The sequence below is a fragment of the Streptomyces sp. NPDC040432 genome, assembly GCF_055595445.1.
Genome location: NZ_JBVIVP010000015.1, coordinates 91550 through 108799 on the forward strand (window position 1 = coordinate 91550; position 17250 = coordinate 108799).

Here is a 17250-nt window from a genome sequence, read left to right on the forward strand (position 1 = left end):
TCGGCACGCCGATTCGGGCCGCGGGACACCCGGAACCCCGGGAGAGCGAGCCCCTTTCAGACCGAGGAGTGCACGGATGACACAGGGTGGGGCAGCGCGGCGCACGGTCCTGGGGGCGGCGGTCCTGGCGGCCGGAACCTCGATGACCGCCCTCGGGGCGGGCACGGCCTCCGCGGCCGGCGGCGAACGGGCCGCCGACGCGCAGGGCAGGGGCGGCGGCTACCGGGATCTGCCGGTCCCGACGGTGATCGGGCACCGGGGCGCGAGCGGCTACCGGCCCGAGCACACCCTGGGCTCCTACCAGCTGGCCCTCGACCTGGGCGCCGACGTGATCGAACAGGACCTCGTCCCCACCAAGGACGGCCACCTGGTCTGCCGCCACGAGAACGAGATCGGCGGCACCACCGACGTCGCCGACCATCCCGCCTTCGCCGCCCGGCGCACCACCAAGTCCATCGACGGGGTCCCCGTCACCGGCTGGTTCACCGAGGACTTCACCCTCGCCGAGCTGAAGACCCTCCGCGCGAAGGAACGGATCCCCGCGGTCCGCCGGCGCAACACCCTCTACGACGGCCGGTGGGCCGTCCCCACCTTCGAAGAGGTGCTGCGCTGGGCGAACCGGGAGGGCCGACGGCGCGACAAGCAGGTCTGGCTGCACGTCGAGACCAAGCACCCCAGCTACTTCCGGGGCCTGGGCCTCGGCCTGGAGGAGCCCCTCGCCCGGCTCCTGCGCCGCTACGGACGCGACGGCCGGGACGCCGCCGTGTTCCTCCAGTCCTTCGAACCCTCCAGCATCCAGCGGCTCTCCCGGCTGGTCTCCGCCCCGCGCGTCGTGCTGCTCTCCGCCGCGAACACCCGGCCCTGGGACTTCGAGGTGGCCAAGGACCCCCGAACCGTCGCCGACCTCGTCAAGCCCGAGGGCCTCAAGTGGATCTCCGGCTTCGCCCAGGGCATCGGCCCCACCCTGGACCTGGTCATCCCGCGCGACGCGGCCGGAAGGCTCGCCGCGCCCACCACCCTCGTCAGGGACGCCCACGCACGGGGGCTGCTGCTGCACCCCTACACCGCGCGCAACGAGAACAGCTTCCTGCCGGCCGAGTACCGCAAGGGCACCGATCCGGCCGAATACGGGGACGCCTTCGGCGCGTACGCGAAGTACTTCGAACAGGGCATCGACGGGATCTTCACCGACAACCCCGACACCGGCCTGCTCGCCGCGGAGGCCTTCCGCCCCGGCCGCGGCACCGACCGCTAGGCCGGACGGCACCGACTGCCGGGCCCGGACGGCACCGACCGTCGGGCCCGGGCGGCGGCGAGCGCCCGGGCGGAACCGACACCGCGGGCGTCAACCGGCAAGCTCCCGTCCCCGTACGGGTGGGCCGGGTCCGGCGGGGAAACCGTCCGGGCCGGCCCCCGCGTCCCGCCCGGCATGGACCTCCTGAAGGACTCCGACCTGCTGACCGAACTCGGCCCGCTGCTCTCCGCCGAGGCCGCCGCGGAAGCCCCGGCCGCCGGGGTCGACGCCGCCGATCTGGAACAGGCCGTCTGGGTAAGGCTGCTGGAGCACGGCCCGCGCGGGACCGAACCCGCCGGGCCCACCGGCCGGGCCCGCTGGTTGCGGCGGGCGGTGCGGGCCGAGGCCCGGCTCGCCCGGCGCCGGGCCCGGCGCGAGGTCCCGTACGGCGGATCGCCGGCCGACGCCGGCGGGGAACCCGAGGGCGCCCTGCTGCACGGCGAGGACAACCGGGCCCTCCGCTCGGCGGTCGCCCGGTTGCCCGGACGCTGTCCGGAACTCATGGGAGCACTTCTTTCGCCAAGAGACCTCACCTACCGTGAAATCGCAGGAGAGTTGGGTATCTCACAAGGAAGTTTGGGGCCCGTCCGTTCCCGTTGCCTGGGATGTCTGCGCAGAATGCTCGCTGCAGAGGTTGCGGCTCCTGGCCTGCGGGGAAAGGAGCGGTAGACCAAGGGGCCACCAGGTGAGCGGGAGGCATGCGCACATGGGCATGAGCGTGACGATTTCGGCGGCGACCGCCGAGGACGCCGAGCAGATCTTCAAGCTGCAGTATCTGGCGTTCCAGCGGGAGGCCGAGCTCTACGGCAACTACCTCATCCAGCCGCTCACCCAGTCCCTGGACTCCCTCAAGGCGGAGCTGGCCTCGGACACCGTCCTGGTGGCCCGGCTCGGCGACGAGGTGGTCGGCACGGTCCGCGGTCGCGTCGGCGAGGACGGCACGGCGAGCATCGCCAAGCTGTGCGTGCACCCCCGGCTCCAGGGCCACGGCCTCGGCGCCCGTCTGCTGCGCGGCGTCGAGGAGGCCCTCGCGGACCTGACCTCCCCGACCCGTTTCCGCCTGCACACGGGCCACAAGAGCGAGTCGAACCTGCGGCTCTACCGCAAGGCCGGCTACCTGGCCGTGGGCAACCGCACCGCCTCCGACGGCGTGGTGCTGGTGATCCTGGAGAAGGAAGCCAAGGACGCCACGGACTTCGCGGTCAGCGCGTAGGGCCCGACCGCTCGCGCGAACGGCCCCGCACCGCGGGGCCGTTCGTGTCGTTGGCCGTCGTTTCCGGCGGGGCCGGCGTACCGGCACGGGCCGCGGACGCCGGCCGGGACCGTGGTGCCGCGTCCTCCGCCTTACGCCGCCGGGTTCGGCCCACCCCGGGTCCCGTCCTACGCGGTGTCGCGCCGGGCGCGCAGCCAGAGCATTCCGGTGATCGGCAGGATCACCGGGATGAACAGGTACCCCATGCCGAAGTCCGACCAGACGGTCGCGTCGGGGAACGCCTCCGGGCGGACCAGGGTCCAGGTGCCGACGGCCAGCACGCCGGCGAGTTCGACGGCGCAGCACACCAGGGCCGCCCTGCGGGCCCTCTCCCCGCCCCGCACCAGTGAGTACGTGATGAAGGCGTAGGCCAGCGCGGCCGCCCCGGACAGCGAGTACGCCAGCGGCGCCCGGTCGAACTCGGTGGACATCTGGTACGCCGAGCGCGAGACGGCGCCGACCACCATCACCCCGTACAGCCAGACCAGCAGCAGTCCCGGTCCGGAGACGAGGCGGCGCCGTCCGGCGGGCTCGGTCGCGGTCGTGTTGGTGTCAGGCACCGGCGCTTCCCCAGATGTCGTAGAGCCGTACTTCGAGGACGGCGAGGACGACCGCGCCCGCGGCCACCGTCACCGAACCCCACTTCGTCCGCTCGGTCAGCGAGAGCATTCCGGCGGCCGGGACCGCCGCGAAGGCGCCCAACAGGTAGGCCACGAAGATCACCGTGCCCTGGCCGGGCTTCTCGCCCCGACCCAGCTGGACCAGGCCGATCACCAGCTGGGCCAGGACCAGGACGGTCACCACGGCCATGCCGATGAAGTGCCAGTCCTTGGTCGGCTGGTCCCGCCAGGCGGCGTGGCCGCACCAGGCGGCGAGGGCGAGGGCGGCCGCGCCGATGGCGACCGTCAGGGCGTCGAGCATGCAGCGAGGGTATTACGGGCCGAAAGACCCGATGCGCTCACCCCTGGGCGCGGGCTTTGCTGGAAGGCATGAAGATGCATGCCGAAGCCCTGCTGTTCGACAACGACGGCACCCTCGTGTCGTCCATGGACTCCGTCCACCGCTGCTGGGACCGCTGGGCCCGGGAGTACGGGATCACCGAGGAGGCCTTCGCCCGGGTCGTGCTGCACGGCCGCCCCGCGACGGAGATCATCGCCGAGCTGCTGCCCGAGGAGGTGCGGGCCGAGGCCCTCGCCCGCATCGAGGCCCTGGAGGTGGCGGACGTCCCCGGCGGAGTCGTCCTCCTCCCGGGCACGAAGGAACTGCTGTCCGCGCTGCCCGCGGGCCGCTGGGCCGTGGTCACCTCCGCGACCCGCCCGCTGGCCGAGGCCCGGCTCCGCGAGGTGGGCATCGACTTCCCCGAGCTGGTGGCCGCCGACGACATCACGCGCGGCAAGCCCGACCCCGAGCCGTTCCTGCTCGCCGCCCGTCGTCTGGGCGTCGATCCGGCCCGCTGCGTGGTCTTCGAGGACGCCCCCGCAGGTCTGGCCGCCGGTCGCGCGGCCGGCATGCGGACCGTGGCCTTGACCACAACGCACCCCGCCGCGGAGCTCGACGCGGACATGGTCGTGCGGGACCTCTCGGCCGTGTCGGCACTGGTCACGGACGCCGGCGTCACGCTTGGGACGACCGACGGAAGGTGACCGGGCTTGTCCGTAATGCGGCCAGAATCCGTCCGCTATACGGACAGTGTTGATCGGTGAGTCGTCATGTCTGCTTTACTTGGGTCCATGACCACGACGAGCAGCCGCACCCTTGCGACCGAGGCGACCACGACGCCCGGTGCTCGTTGTATGTGTCGAATGTGCGCCTTCTGAGGGCCCCTTTTCCTGCAGTCCCGCGCCCCGAAGCGAGACCGGCCGAGCCGCTCCGCCACCACGTCGGCACCTGACCGACCCGTACGGACCGCTCCTGCCCCGCGCACGTGTCGACGTCATCCATTTGTGACGGTCGGACCCGTATTGCGTCCCCAGATGTTTGCCCCGTGCCCGGCACCCCGCTGCGCCGCGCACTCGACAGCGACGGAATTCCTGTGATCACCACATCGGGCCTCACGAAGGTCTACCAGTCCCGTGGCCGCGAGGTCACCGCCCTGGACGGCGTCGACCTCCACGTCCGCGAGGGCGAGGTGTACGGAGTCATCGGCCAGAGCGGAGCCGGCAAGTCCTCCCTCATCCGCTGCGTGAACCTGCTGGAGCGTCCCACCACCGGCACGGTGACCGTCGACGGCGTCGACCTCACCGCGCTGGCCGGTCGAGGCCGGCGCGCCGGCAAGGACCTCCGCGAGGCCCGCAGCCGCATCGGCATGGTGTTCCAGCACTTCAACCTGCTGTCGTCGCGGACCGTGCAGGCCAACGTCGAGCTGCCCCTGGAGATCCTCGGGGTCTCCGGCCGCGAGCGCTCCCGCAAGGCCACCGAACTCCTCGACCTCGTGGGCCTCGCCGACAAGGCCAAGGCCTACCCCGCCCAGCTCTCAGGCGGCCAGAAGCAGCGCGTCGGCATCGCCCGCGCCCTGGCCGGCGACCCCAAGGTGCTGCTCTCCGACGAGGCCACCAGCGCCCTGGACCCCGAGACCACCCGCTCGATCCTCCAGCTGCTGCGCGACCTCAACCAGCAGCTCGGCCTGACCGTCCTGCTCATCACGCACGAGATGGACGTCGTCAAGTCCGTCTGCGACTCCGCCGCGCTGATGAAGCGGGGCCGGATCATCGAGTCCGGCACCGTCGCCGAACTGCTGGCCACCCCCGGCTCCGAACTGGCCGGGGAGCTCTTCCCGGTCAGCGGCAACGCCACCGGCCCGGACCGCACCGTCGTCGACGTCACCTTCCACGGCGACGCCGCCACCCAGCCGGTCATCTCCCAGCTGTCGCGGACCTACAACATCGACATCTCGATCCTCGGCGCGGCGATGGACACCGTCGGCGGCCGGCAGGTGGGCCGCATGCGCATCGAGCTCCCGGGCCGCTACGAGGACAACGTGGTCCCCGTCGGCTTCCTGCGCGAGCAGGGCCTCCAGGTCGACGTCGTCGACGACGAACCCACGACGCAGGACGTCGACTCCGAGCTGGCCGCACTGGTCGAGGATGGTGCCAAGTGACCTGGTCCGAGATGCAGCCCCTGCTCACCCAGGGCACCTACGACACCCTCTACATGGTGCTGTGGTCCACCCTGGTGACCGTCCTCGGCGGACTGCCCATCGGCGTCCTGCTCGTCCTCACCGACAAGGGCGGCCTCCTGCAGAACCAGCCGCTCAACAAGGTCCTCGGCGTGATCGTGAACATCGGCCGCTCGCTGCCGTTCATCATCCTGCTCATCGCCGTGATCCCCTTCACCACCGCGGTCGTCGGCACCTTCATCGGCCCCACGGCCATGATCGTCCCGCTGTCCATCGGAGCCATCCCCTTCTTCGCCCGGCTCGTCGAGACCGCCGTCCGCGAGGTGGACCACGGCCTGATCGAGGCCGTCGAGTCCATGGGCGGCGGCATCCCGACCCTCGTCGGCAAGGTGCTGCTGCCGCAGGCCCTGCCCTCGCTGATCGCCGGCGTCACCACCACCCTGATCACCCTGATCGGCTACTCGGCCATGGCTGGTGCCGTCGGCGGCGAAGGGCTCGGATCCAAGGCCATCACCTACGGCTTCCAGCGCTTCGAGACCGGTTTCATGGTCGCCACCGTCGTCATCCTGATCGCCCTCGTCACGGTGATCCAGCTGATCGGCGACGGAGTGGTCCGCATCCTGTCCCGCAGGGGCCGGACGGCCTGACCGCCCGACGCGGCACGAACGATTTCCCCCTCCCCAGAGAGCCCGCACTTGTCGTGCTTGGGCCACCACCCAGCGGGCACCCCGGTACCCGCAGCAAGAAAGGCACTCTTCGTGCGCAAGAACATCAAGCTCACCGCATTCGCCGCCGCCTCCGCCGCGCTCGCCCTCGGCCTCACCGCCTGCGGCAGCTCCTCGGACCCGTCCTCCTCCACCAAGGCCGACGGCGCCAAGGTCGACGAGAGCAAGGCCCTGGTCATCGCGGCCTCCCCGAGCCCGCACGCCGACATCCTGAACTTCGTCAAGGACAAGCTCGCGGCGAAGGACGGCCTCAAGCTGGAGGTGAAGGAGTTCACGGACTACGTCCTGCCCAACACCGCCACCGAGCAGGGCCAGGTCGACGGCAACTACTTCCAGCACAAGCCGTACCTCGACGACTTCAACAAGAAGAACGGCACGCACATCGTGCCCGTCGTGAACGTGCACCTGGAGCCCCTCGGCCTCTACTCCAAGAAGGTCAAGTCGCTCGCCGACATCAAGGCCGGCCAGACCATCGCCGTCCCGAACGACACCACCAACGAGGGTCGCGCGCTCCAGCTGCTCGCCGCGAACAACCTGATCACCCTCAAGGAAGGCGTCGGCACCGGCGCCAAGCTGTCCGACATCACCGACAAGAAGGGCCTGGAGTTCAAGGAGCTGGAGGCCGCCACGGTCCCGCGCGCCCTGAACGACGTAGACGCCGCGATCATCAACGGCAACTACGCCCTTGAGGCCAACCTGTCGCCGGCCAAGGACGCCCTGGTCCTGGAGAAGGCCGAGGGCAACCCGTACGCCAACTTCCTGGCGGTCAAGGACGGCAACCAGAACGACCCGCGCGTCCAGAAGCTCGCCAAGCTCCTGAACTCCGACGAGGTCAAGAAGTTCATCGAGGAGAAGTACCAGGGCTCGGTCACCCCGGCCTTCGGCGCACCCGCCGCCTCCTGACGCACCACCCCGCCGAGGGCGGACCGCCCCGCCGACGGCGGAATTCCGGCCCCGCGCACCCACCAGGGCGCGCGGGGCCGGACGCATGGGCGCGGGGCCCGCGGCTGCCCGCTTCCGGGCAGCCCGACCCTGCACATCCCCCGGTCGATGCTGCATGCTGTGGCCTACGACCCGCATGAACGGTCCCGCACCACGGTCGCCCCACGTTCTCAGGCATGGAGCTGCGCATGACTACCACCTTCCCGGACGTCACCATCAGCACGGACCGGCTGGTGCTGCGGGCCTTCGAGGAAGAGGACGTCACCGCGCTCGCCGAAATGATGAACGACGAACACATCACCGCCTGGACCTCGGTGCCGCACCCCTACACCCACGCCGATGCCGAAGCCTGGGCCACCCGCCAGGCCCACGCGGAACGCACCGAGGGCCGGGGAATCGTCTTCGCCGTCACCGAGTTCCTCACCCAGCGACTCGTCGGCATCGTCCACCTCCAGAACACCAACTGGCACACCCGCACCACCGAGGTCGGCTACGTCACCGCCCCCTGGGCCCGCGGCGAGGGATACGCCAGCGAGTCCGTGCTCGCCGTCGCCCAATGGCTCTTCCGCGACCGGCGGTTCGAGCGCCTCGAACTGCGCACCGCCGCCGACAACACCGCCTCCCAACAGGTAGCGCAGAAGATCGGCTGCATCAGCGAGGGCGTCCTGCGCAACGCCTGGATAGTGCGCACCCAGGCGGCCGACGGCAGTTGGGTCGAGACCCGTACCGACCTCATCGTCTGGAGCCTCGTCCCCGAGGACCTCGACGACTTCGACGACGCCGACGGGTACGACGGATACGACGTCCGGGGGAGCGGCGCGGACCACCCCGGCCGGTCCGGCCGTTCCGGCGACGAGGACCAGTACGCCTACGGCCGCCGGGCCGACGTCGGCGGGTACGCCGTCGGCGCCGACTGGCACTGACCGGTGCCGACCGGCACCACCCCGTGACCAGGTAGTCTCACCGTGCCCGACCCCGCGACACAGCTTCGCCTGCCCCCCACCACAGGAGACTGACGACGATGGCCGATCGGGTCACTGTGATCGGCTGGGACGGTTCGGCGCTCACCGCCGCCGCCAGGTCCGCGCTCTCGGCCGCCACCCTCGTGGCCGGCGCCGCCCACCACCTCGCGCTCCCCGAGGTCCCGCCCACCGCGGAGCGCGTCCGCCTCGGCAGCCTCGGCCTCGCCGCGCGCCGCATCGCCGGCCACCGCGGCACCGCCGTGGTCTTCGCCGACGGTGACCCCGGCTTCTTCGGCGTCGTACGCACCCTGCGCGCCCCGGAGCACGGCCTGGAGGTCGAGGTCGTCCCCGCGGTGTCCGCCGTCGCGGCCGCCTTCGCCCGCGCCGGCATGCCCTGGGACGACGCCCAGGTCGTCGTCGCCCACCCCCGAACCCTGCGCCGGGCCGTCAACGTCTGCCGGGCCCACGGCAAGGTGGCCGTCCTCACCTCGCCCGGCGCCGGACCGGTGGAACTCGCCCTGCTGCTCGACGGGGTCCACCGCACCTTCGTCATCTGCGAGGAACTGGGCACCGAACGCGAGCGCGTCACCGTCCTCACCTCCGACAAGGTCGCCGATCACACCTGGCGCGACCCGAACGTCGTCATCGTCATCGGCGGAGCCGGGCACTCCGCCGCACCCGCCGAAGCCGGCTGGCTCCTCGGCCGCACCCCCGCCGCGGGCCGCGGCTGGGCACGCCCCCAGGACCTTCCCGAGGGCCCCGAAGGCCCCGGGACCCTCGGCGAAGGGGAGTCGACACAGCTGCGCGCCGCGCAACTCGCCCGCCTCGGCCCCCGAACCGGCGACCTCGTCTGGGACATCGGCACCGGCTCCGGAGCCTTCGCGGTGGACGCGGCGGTCCTCGGAGCCGCCGTCATCGCCGTCGACGCCGACCCGCGCGCCTGCGACCGGGCAACCGCCGCCGCCCGCAAGCGCGGTGTCCAACTCCAGGTCCTCGCCGGCCGTGCACCCGTCGTACTGGAGTACCTGCCCGAACCCGACGTCGTCCGCGTCGGCGGCGGGGGAGCGGAGGTCGTCGCCGCGGTCGCCGACCGGCGCCCCGAACGGATCGTCAGCCACGCCTCCACGCGCGACGATGCCGAGGCCATCGGCCGCACCCTCACCGAACACGGGTACGTCGTCGAGTGCGCCCTCCTGCAGTCCGTCGGCCTCGACACCCGCACCTGGGCGGAACAGGACCGTTCCGTCGTGTTCCTCCTGGCAGCCGAACGCCCCGTGAGCCGCTAGAGCGGAGCCCGGGGTAGGCTGGCCGATCGTCGTACCGCCCTGCGGCACGCATGACGTGGCGCAGTCCACAGCCGACCGCGCCGGTTTATGGCCGACAGGGTGGCCGACGAGCGCGACAATGCTCAGGAGTTGTTGTGAAGGCGCAGGTGCGGCGGCATGTCGCACGGCAACCCCGCACGGCGACTCCGCTCGGCGGCCTCGTGGGCCACCGGGCGATCGAAGAGGCAACATCGATGGGCGAGGGGTACGCATGACTGACACCGGCCGGATTCCGGGCGAGGGCCACCCGGACGACGCGGGCATGGTGGATCAGCAGGGCATCCCCGCTCAGGTCCCGCCGCTTCCGCCGCTGCCCCCCGTACCGCCCCAGGTGCCGGCGGGCTACGCCTTCCAGGACCTCGTCGACGACCCGGCCGAGGCGGAGGACGAGGAACTGCTCCTGATGCCGAGCGGCCAGGGCGCCTGGAGCGACCCGCAGGTGGTCCCGCCGGTGCCTGCCTTCCCCACCGACCTCCCCGCCGAGCCCGTGTACACCGAGTACCCGCAGCACCCCGCGCCCGGCTACCAGCAGCCCACCCACCCCGGATTCCCCGAGGCGGGCTTCCCGGACGCCGGATACCCGCTCCCCGCGCAGCCGGGAACCGGCTTCCCCGAGGGCTCCTACGCCGAGGGCGCGTTCCCCGACGGCACCCTCCCGCCGGCCGGGTTCCCCGACGCGTACGCCGAGCCCGCCGCCTACAGCGCCGGCGCTCACGAGACCGGCGGCCGCGACTCCGGCGCCCTCGACCTCGGCGGCCTCCTCACGCCCCCGCCCGCCTCGCCGGCGGCTCCCGTGGCCCCGGTCACCCCGCCCCGTCGCCCGCTGCACATGGGCCCGCCGGTGCCCGAGGCCACCGGCGGAGTCGTCCGTTCCCTCGCCGACCGCGGCCCGGCCGCGGCGCCGGCGGCCGGCGTGCCCGGCCTGGCCGGCATGCCGCAGCCCGTTCCCGTGCGTCACGCCGGGCCGCCGACCACCGGCCCCGAGTACCTGGACTTCTCCCACGTCGAGGCCGCCGCCCGACCCGCCCCGCAGCAGTCCGGCGAGATCCCGGCGCAGGCCGGGAACGCATGGGCGCCGGAGCCCGCCGCCGACCTCGCACCCGCCGAGAGCGCCGCCGAGCCCACGCCCGCCGCCGGGCCCACTCACGCCGCCGATCCGGCGCCCGCCGCGTCCGACGCCCTTCCGACCGCGGACGGCGTCGACCCGGCCGTCACCGGCGCCGCGGGGGAGCCGACGCAGGAGCCCGCGCCCGAACCGGCCGCGCCGGAGTCGGTCGTCGTGCCCGCGCCCGAGGCCGTCCCGTCGCCCGAGCCGGCCGCCGAGGTGGTCCCCGAGCCGCAGGCCGAATACCGGCCCGAGCAGCCGGTGGAGCAGCCGGTGGAGCCCACGGCCGAGCAGGGCGAGCCCGTCGCCGTGCCGGTGCCCGAGCCGGGATCCGCTCCGGAGCCGGTCGTGGAGGCTCCCGAGGTCGTCGCGGCCACTGAGCCCGTCGCGCCCGCTGAGCCCGTCGCCGTGCCCGAGCCCCTCGCGGCCTCCGAGGCCGTCGCTCCTGAGGCCCCCGGCGTACCCGAGGCCGCTTCCGTCACCGTGCCGGAGTCCGAGCCGGTCGCGCCGGAGCTCCCGGAGGCCGTCGACCGGCCCGATGCGGCCCCGGCCCCCGAGGCGCCGGCCGCCGTCGAGGTCCCCGCCGAACCCGTGCCCGCCGAGGTGCCTGCCGCACCCGACGGCCCCGCCGCCCCGCCGGTTCCCGCGGAGCCCGTCGCGCAGGTCGAGCCGGCCCCCGCAGAAACGGTGGTTCAGGCCCCCGTCGAGCCGCAGCCCGAGCCCGTCCCGGCCGAGGTGCCCGACGCCCCGGCCGACCTCGCGGTTGCCGCCCCGGCCGACGCGGCGATCGAAGCCGCCCCCGAAGCAGTCGAGGCGCCCGCCCACCCCGCGCCCGCCGAGGCCGTGGAGCAGACGGCCCCCGACGCCGTCGAGCCCCCCGCCGAGGCGGTGCCCGCACCGGCCGACGTCCCGGCCGAGGCCGCCGCCCCCGAGGCGGCGCCCGCCGTCGAGGCCCCCGGGGCCGTGGAGCAGCCCGAGGCACCCGGTCTCCCCGAGGCCGTCGCCGCGTCCGTGGGAGAGGCGGCCCCCGGGTACGCCGACGCCGAGCGCGAGGCCGTCCTGCGCGTCATGCGTGAGCGCCGCGACATCCGCAAGGGCTTCCGTACCGACCCCATCCCGCACGAGGTGCTCCTGCGCGTCCTGGAGGCGGCCCACACGGCCCCCAGCGTCGGCCACTCGCAGCCCTGGGACTTCGTCGTCATCCGGTCGGCCGAGACCCGCCGGACCATGCACGAGCTCGCCCAGCGCCAGCGCGAGGCGTACGCCAAGTCGCTGCCCAAGGGCCGGGCGAAGCAGTTCAAGGAACTCAAGATCGAGGCCATCCTCGACACGCCGGTGAACATCGTCGTCACCGCCGACCCCACCCGCGGCGGCCGCCACACCCTCGGCCGGCACACGCAGCCGCAGATGGCCCCGTACTCCTCGGCGCTCGCCGTCGAGAACCTCTGGCTCGCCGCCCGTGCCGAAGGCCTCGGCGTCGGCTGGGTCAGCTTCTTCGACGAGCGCGAGATGGTCCGTGCGCTCGGCCTGCCGGAGCACCTGGAGGTCGTCGCCTACCTGTGCGTCGGGTACGTCGACGAGTTCCCCGAGGAGCCCGAGCTGGCGCAGGCCGGTTGGTCCCAGCGCCGCCCGCTGGCCTGGGTCGTCCACGAGGAGACGTACGGGCGCCGCGCGCTGCCCGGCGAGGAACCCCACGACCTCCTCTCCGAGACCGTCGCCGGCATCCGCCCGCTCGACGCGAAGGCCCTCGGCGAGGCCTGGGAGCGGCAGAAGCGCATGACCAAGCCCGCCGGGGCGCTGGGCATGCTGGAGATCATCTCCGCCCAGCTGTCCGGCCTCTCCCGGGTCTGCCCGCCGCCGATCCCCGAGCCCGCGGCCGTCGCGATCTTCGCCGGCGACCACGGGGTCCACGCCCAGGGCGTCACCCCGTGGCCGCAGGAGGTCACGACCCAGATGGTCGCGAACTTCCTGGGCGGCGGAGCCGTCTGCAACGCCTTCGCCAACCAGGTCGGCGCCGAGGTCTGCGTCATCGACGTCGGCGTGGCCGGCGACCTGCCCGCCACGCCCGGACTGCTCCCTCGCAAGGTCCGCCCGGGCACGGCCGACCTCTCCGTCGGCCCCGCGATGACCCGCGAGGAAGCGATCGCGGCCATCGAGGTCGGCATCGAGACGGCCCGGGACCTCGTCGCGGCCGGCAACAAGGCGCTGCTGACCGGCGAGATGGGCATCGCGAACACCACCGTGTCCGCGGCCCTGATCTCGGTGTTCACCGGCGTCGACCCGGCGGAGGTCACCGGTCGTGGCACCGGCATCAACGACGAGACCCACACCCGCAAGATCGAGGTCGTACGTCGGGCCCTGGAACTCCACCAGCCCGACCCGGCCGACCCGATCGGCGTCCTCGCGGCCGTCGGCGGCCTGGAGCACGCGGCGATCGTCGGCCTGCTCCTCGGCGGTGCCTCCCTGCGCACCCCGGTGATCCTGGACGGCGTCAGCGCCGGCGCGGCCGCCCTGGTGGCCCGCGCCATCGCCCCCGAGTCGCTGTCGGCCTGCATCGCCGGCCACCGCAGCGCGGAGCCCGGTCACGTGGCGGCCCTGAACAAGCTCGGCCTGCGCCCGCTGGTCGACCTGGACCTGCGCCTCGGCGAGGGTACGGGTGCCCTGCTGGCCCTCCCGCTGGTCCAGAGCGCGGCCCGCGCGATGCACGAGGTGGCCACCTTCGACTCGGCGGGCGTCACCGAGAAGTAGGCCACCGGGCCCCTCCACCCGGAGCCCCGAGCCCGGTTCCCCCCAAGGGAACCGGGCTCAACACGTCCCGGCCCCGCGCCCCCCACAACGCGCGAACCCCCCGTCCGCCACACCGCCCCTCCCCGGTCGGACCCACGGGACCGCCGGATACCCCGGCGAGCACACGCCCCGGCCCTCGCGATGCCCCCCGGGCGGTCCACCTCCGGGCCCCGGCCCGCGAGGTGCCCCGCGCACCCCGTGAGGTATCTCGGGCGGGTCGCCCTCCGGGCCCCGTCCGTCGCGGGCGCCGGCTTCGCCCGGCGAGGGACACCGGCGCACGCCGCGAGGAACCCCGGCCCGCCACGTCCCGGCTCCGCCGGCCGACGTCCGTTCTGCCCGGCTGGCGCGGCCCGGCCGCCCTGCGTGGTTCCTCGGGCACCCCCGCGAGGCACTCCGGGCGGGGGTGCCTCCAGGCTCCGCCCGCCGGTGTCGGCTCCGCCCGGCAGGAGTGGCTCGGGCACCTGGCGCGGTTCCCCGGCCAACTGGCGCGGCATGCTGCGGTGGACACCCGGGGCACCTCGTGAGGAACCCCGGACCGGCTACGTCCCGGCATCGCCGGCCGGCGTTCGTTCTGCCTGGCAGGGGCGGCCCGTCCGCCCTGCGTGGTGCCCCGGGCACCCTGTGAGGCATGCCGCGATGGACACCCGGGGCACATGGTGAGGAACCCCGGACCGGCTACGTCCCGGCATCGCCGGCCGGCGTTCGTTCTGCCCGGCTGGCGTGGCCCGGCCGCCGCGAGGCACTCCGGGCGGGCCGCCCCCCGGGGAACCCGGCTCCGCCCGCCGGTGTCGGCTCCGCCGGGCAGGAGCGGCCCAGACAGTCGGCGCGGTTCCCCGGGCACGCCGCGAGGCACTCCGGGCGGGCCGCCCCCCGGGGAACCCGGCTCCGCCCGCCGGCGTCGGCTCCGCCCGGCTGGCGCGGCCCGGCCACCAGGCGCGGCCACGTCCCGGCTCCGCCCGCCGGCGTCCGCTCTGCGAGGTACCCCGGGCACCTCGTGAGGCATACCGCGATGGACAGCCGGGTACGCCCGTGTGGAACCCCGGCCCGGCCGCCTCCCGGCTCCGCCCGCCGGTGTCGGCTCCGCCCGGCCGGCGCGGCCCGGACGTCCGGCGAGGTGCCCCGGCACCCCCGCGAGGTACCCCGGGCCGGCCGCCACCAGCACCCGGCCCGCCGGCCGCCCCCGGGGAACCCGTCCGCGGGGTCCCGCGAGGCTCTCCGTCACGCCCACGGGCGATCTCCACAGGCTTGCCGACGCCCCTCCCGCCCGGCCCGGCCAAGGCACCGGCCCTACCCCGCCCGGCCCGGTCACGGCACCCGTCCCTCCCCGCCCTGCCCGGCCGGCTCACCGACGCCCTACCCCGGCCCGCTCGGCCAGGGCACCCGCCCTACCCCGGCCCGCCCGGCCAGGGCACCCGTCCTACCCCGCCACGCCCGGCCGGGGCACCCGCGCCGTAAGGTGGACCCGGACCACAAACCGCACGTCAGTCCCCCCGCCGCTCCAGCGCCGCAGCGGCACGCAACCCCCGCCGCATCAGGAGCCGCAACCGCCATGGCAAACCCGGCATACCCCGCCTACCCCGTCGGCCTCCGCCTCGCCGGGCGCCGCGTCGTCGTCATCGGTGGCGGCCAGGTGGCCCAGCGCCGTCTGCCCGCGCTGATCGCGGCCGGTGCCGACGTCCTGCTCATCTCGCCCTCCGCGACCCCCTCCGTGGACGCGATGGCCGAGACCGGCGAGATCCGGTGGGAGCGCCGCCGGTACCAGGACGGCGACCTCGCCGGGGCCTGGTACGCCCTGATCGCGACGCAGAACCGGGACGACAACGAGCGCGCCTCCGCGGAGGCCGAACGCGAGCGGGTCTGGTGCGTCCGCGCCGACGACGCCTCCGCCGCGACCGCCTGGACCCCGGCCACCGGCCGCGTCGAGGGCGTCACCGTCGCCGTGCTGACCGGGAACGACCCGCGCCGTTCCGCCGCCGTCCGGGACGCCGTCGTCGAGGGCCTGCGCGACGGTTCCCTCGTGGCCCCCGGCCACCGTCACAAGAACACCCCCGGCGTCGCCCTCGTCGGTGGCGGCCCGGGCGACCCGGACCTGATCACCGTCCGTGGCCGTCGTCTGCTGGCCGAGGCCGACGTCGTCATCGCGGACCGGCTCGGCCCCCGCGACCTCCTCGACGAACTCCCGCCGCACGTCGAGGTCATCGACGCGGCGAAGATCCCGTACGGGCGGTTCATGGCCCAGGAGGCCATCAACAACGCCCTGATCGAGCACGCGAAGGCCGGCAAGGCCGTGGTCCGGCTCAAGGGCGGCGACCCGTACGTCTTCGGTCGCGGCATGGAGGAACTCCAGGCCCTGGCGGAGGCGGGCATCGCCTGCACCGTCGTGCCCGGCATCTCCAGCTCCATCTCGGTACCCGGCGCGGCGGGCATTCCGGTCACCCACCGCGGCGTCGCGCACGAGTTCACCGTGGTCAGCGGCCACGTCGGGCCCGACGACGAGCGTTCCCTGGTGGACTGGGCCTCCCTCGCCAAGCTCACCGGCACCCTGGTCATCCTGATGGGCGTCGACAAGATCGGTCTGATCGCCGAGGCCCTGGTCCGCCACGGCCGTTCCGCCGGCACCCCCGTCGCCGTGATCCAGGAGGGGACCACCGCCACCCAGCGCCGGGTGGACGCCACCCTGGCCACCGTCGGCGAGACCGTCCGCGCCCAGGAGGTCCGGCCGCCCGCCGTCATCGTCATCGGCGAGGTCGTCCGTGTCGGAACCCCCGCGACCCCCGGAACCCCCGCGCACCCCGCGGCCCCCGTCTCCGGATCGACCCCCGAACTCCCCACCGCCGGCGCCTGACAGGCCGTTGGCACCACACCCAGGACAAGGCAGTATCACCCTGTGGCTGATCTCATCACCGTCGAAGACCCCGACGACCCGCGCCTGCGCGACTACACGGGCCTGACCGACGTCGAACTCCGGCGCCGGCGCGAGCCCGCCGAAGGCCTGTTCATCGCCGAGGGCGAGAAGGTCATCAGACGGGCCAAGGACGCCGGTTACGAGATGCGCTCCATGCTGCTCTCCGCCAAGTGGGTCGACGTCATGCGCGACGTCATCGACGAGCTCCCCGCCCCGGTCTACGCCGTCAGCCCGGAGCTCGCCGAACGCGTCACCGGCTATCACGTGCACCGCGGCGCCCTCGCCTCCATGCAGCGCAAGCCGCTGCCCACGGCCGAGGAACTGCTGTCCACGGCCCGCCGGGTCGCCGTCATGGAAGCCGTCAACGACCACACCAACATCGGCGCCATCTTCCGCAGCGCCGCCGCCCTCGGCATGGACGCCGTCCTGCTGTCCCCCGACTGCGCGGACCCGCTCTACCGCCGCTCGGTGAAGGTCTCCATGGGCGCCGTGTTCTCCGTCCCCTACGCCCGCCTCGACGCCTGGCCCAAGAGCCTGGACTCGGTACGGGAGGCGGGCTTCAAGTTGCTCGCCCTCACCCCGCACGAGAAGGCCTCCCCGATCGACCGGGCGGCTCCCCGCACCCTGGACCGGGTCGCGCTGATGCTCGGCGCGGAGGGCGACGGCCTGTCCACGCAGGCCCTGGTCGCCGCCGACGAATGGGTGCGCATCCCGATGGCGCACGGCGTCGACTCGCTCAACGTGGGCGCGGCCGCGGCCGTCGCCTTCTACGCGGTGGCCGGCGCCTCCGGGGCGTAACCCCCGCCGCACGCGCCCGCGGACCGGCTCCGGCCGGTCC

14 protein-coding genes are annotated in these 17250 nt (G+C 74.0%); 12 read left to right on the forward strand and 2 right to left on the reverse strand.

The window, feature by feature from the left end; all coding sequences use genetic code 11:
- The first annotated feature begins 76 nt into the window (after positions 1 to 76).
- From ACZ58N_RS26520 to ACZ58N_RS26530, 3 genes are all read left to right on the forward strand, one after another.
- Positions 77 to 1255, forward strand: coding sequence for a glycerophosphodiester phosphodiesterase (locus tag ACZ58N_RS26520; protein WP_471164577.1), 1179 nt, complete (start codon positions 77 to 79; stop codon positions 1253 to 1255).
- 174 nt (positions 1256 to 1429) lie between these two features.
- A complete protein-coding gene (locus ACZ58N_RS26525; RefSeq protein ID WP_471164579.1) occupies positions 1430 to 1963 on the forward strand; it encodes a sigma-70 family RNA polymerase sigma factor in 534 nt (177 codons plus the stop codon).
- 37 nt (positions 1964 to 2000) lie between these two features.
- On the forward strand, positions 2001 to 2507 hold the full coding sequence (locus ACZ58N_RS26530) for a GNAT family N-acetyltransferase (RefSeq protein WP_389707173.1): 507 nt from the start codon (positions 2001 to 2003) through the stop codon (positions 2505 to 2507).
- A gap of 167 nt (positions 2508 to 2674) precedes the next feature.
- Here the strand turns inward: ACZ58N_RS26530 and ACZ58N_RS26535 are convergent, their stop codons facing one another.
- Positions 2675 to 3106, reverse strand: a complete 432-nt coding sequence (locus tag ACZ58N_RS26535) for a hypothetical protein (RefSeq protein ID WP_471164582.1) — start codon at positions 3104 to 3106, stop codon at positions 2675 to 2677.
- Positions 3099 to 3467 (reverse strand): hypothetical protein, encoded by a 369-nt coding sequence (locus ACZ58N_RS26540; RefSeq protein WP_471164584.1) that lies wholly within the window; start codon positions 3465 to 3467, stop codon positions 3099 to 3101. Before ACZ58N_RS26540 ends, ACZ58N_RS26535 begins: the two co-directional genes overlap by 8 nt.
- Positions 3468 to 3535: 68 nt before the next feature.
- Here ACZ58N_RS26540 and ACZ58N_RS26545 point away from each other — a divergent pair, with 68 nt between their 5' ends.
- From ACZ58N_RS26545 to ACZ58N_RS26585, 9 genes are all read left to right on the forward strand, one after another.
- A complete protein-coding gene (locus ACZ58N_RS26545; protein ID WP_471164586.1) occupies positions 3536 to 4189 on the forward strand; it encodes an HAD-IA family hydrolase in 654 nt (217 codons plus the stop codon).
- A 389-nt stretch (positions 4190 to 4578) separates the two neighbouring features.
- Positions 4579 to 5643, forward strand: a complete 1065-nt coding sequence (locus tag ACZ58N_RS26550) for a methionine ABC transporter ATP-binding protein (protein ID WP_471164759.1) — start codon at positions 4579 to 4581, stop codon at positions 5641 to 5643.
- Positions 5640 to 6308, forward strand: coding sequence for a methionine ABC transporter permease (locus ACZ58N_RS26555; protein ID WP_471164589.1), 669 nt, complete (start codon positions 5640 to 5642; stop codon positions 6306 to 6308). The genes ACZ58N_RS26550 and ACZ58N_RS26555 overlap by 4 nt, the downstream gene beginning before the upstream one ends.
- Positions 6309 to 6419: 111 nt before the next feature.
- Entirely contained in the window at positions 6420 to 7289 is an 870-nt protein-coding gene (locus ACZ58N_RS26560; RefSeq protein WP_471164592.1) for a MetQ/NlpA family ABC transporter substrate-binding protein, read from the forward strand.
- Positions 7290 to 7516: 227 nt separating this feature from the next.
- Complete coding sequence (locus ACZ58N_RS26565) at positions 7517 to 8251, forward strand: GNAT family N-acetyltransferase (RefSeq protein ID WP_471164594.1); 735 nt, start codon at positions 7517 to 7519, stop codon at positions 8249 to 8251.
- Between the two features lie 98 nt (positions 8252 to 8349).
- Complete coding sequence (cbiE, locus tag ACZ58N_RS26570; RefSeq protein ID WP_471164596.1) at positions 8350 to 9576, forward strand: precorrin-6y C5,15-methyltransferase (decarboxylating) subunit CbiE; 1227 nt, start codon at positions 8350 to 8352, stop codon at positions 9574 to 9576.
- Between the two features lie 250 nt (positions 9577 to 9826).
- Entirely contained in the window at positions 9827 to 13468 is a 3642-nt protein-coding gene (gene cobT / locus ACZ58N_RS26575; protein WP_471164599.1) for a nicotinate-nucleotide--dimethylbenzimidazole phosphoribosyltransferase, read from the forward strand.
- 1588 nt (positions 13469 to 15056) lie between these two features.
- Positions 15057 to 16352 (forward strand): uroporphyrinogen-III C-methyltransferase, encoded by a 1296-nt coding sequence (gene cobA / locus ACZ58N_RS26580; RefSeq protein ID WP_471164601.1) that lies wholly within the window; start codon positions 15057 to 15059, stop codon positions 16350 to 16352.
- A gap of 42 nt (positions 16353 to 16394) precedes the next feature.
- Positions 16395 to 17210: a TrmH family RNA methyltransferase gene (locus tag ACZ58N_RS26585; protein WP_471164604.1), complete on the forward strand. Its 816-nt coding sequence runs from the start codon at positions 16395 to 16397 to the stop codon at positions 17208 to 17210.
- Positions 17211 to 17250 lie beyond the last annotated feature (40 nt).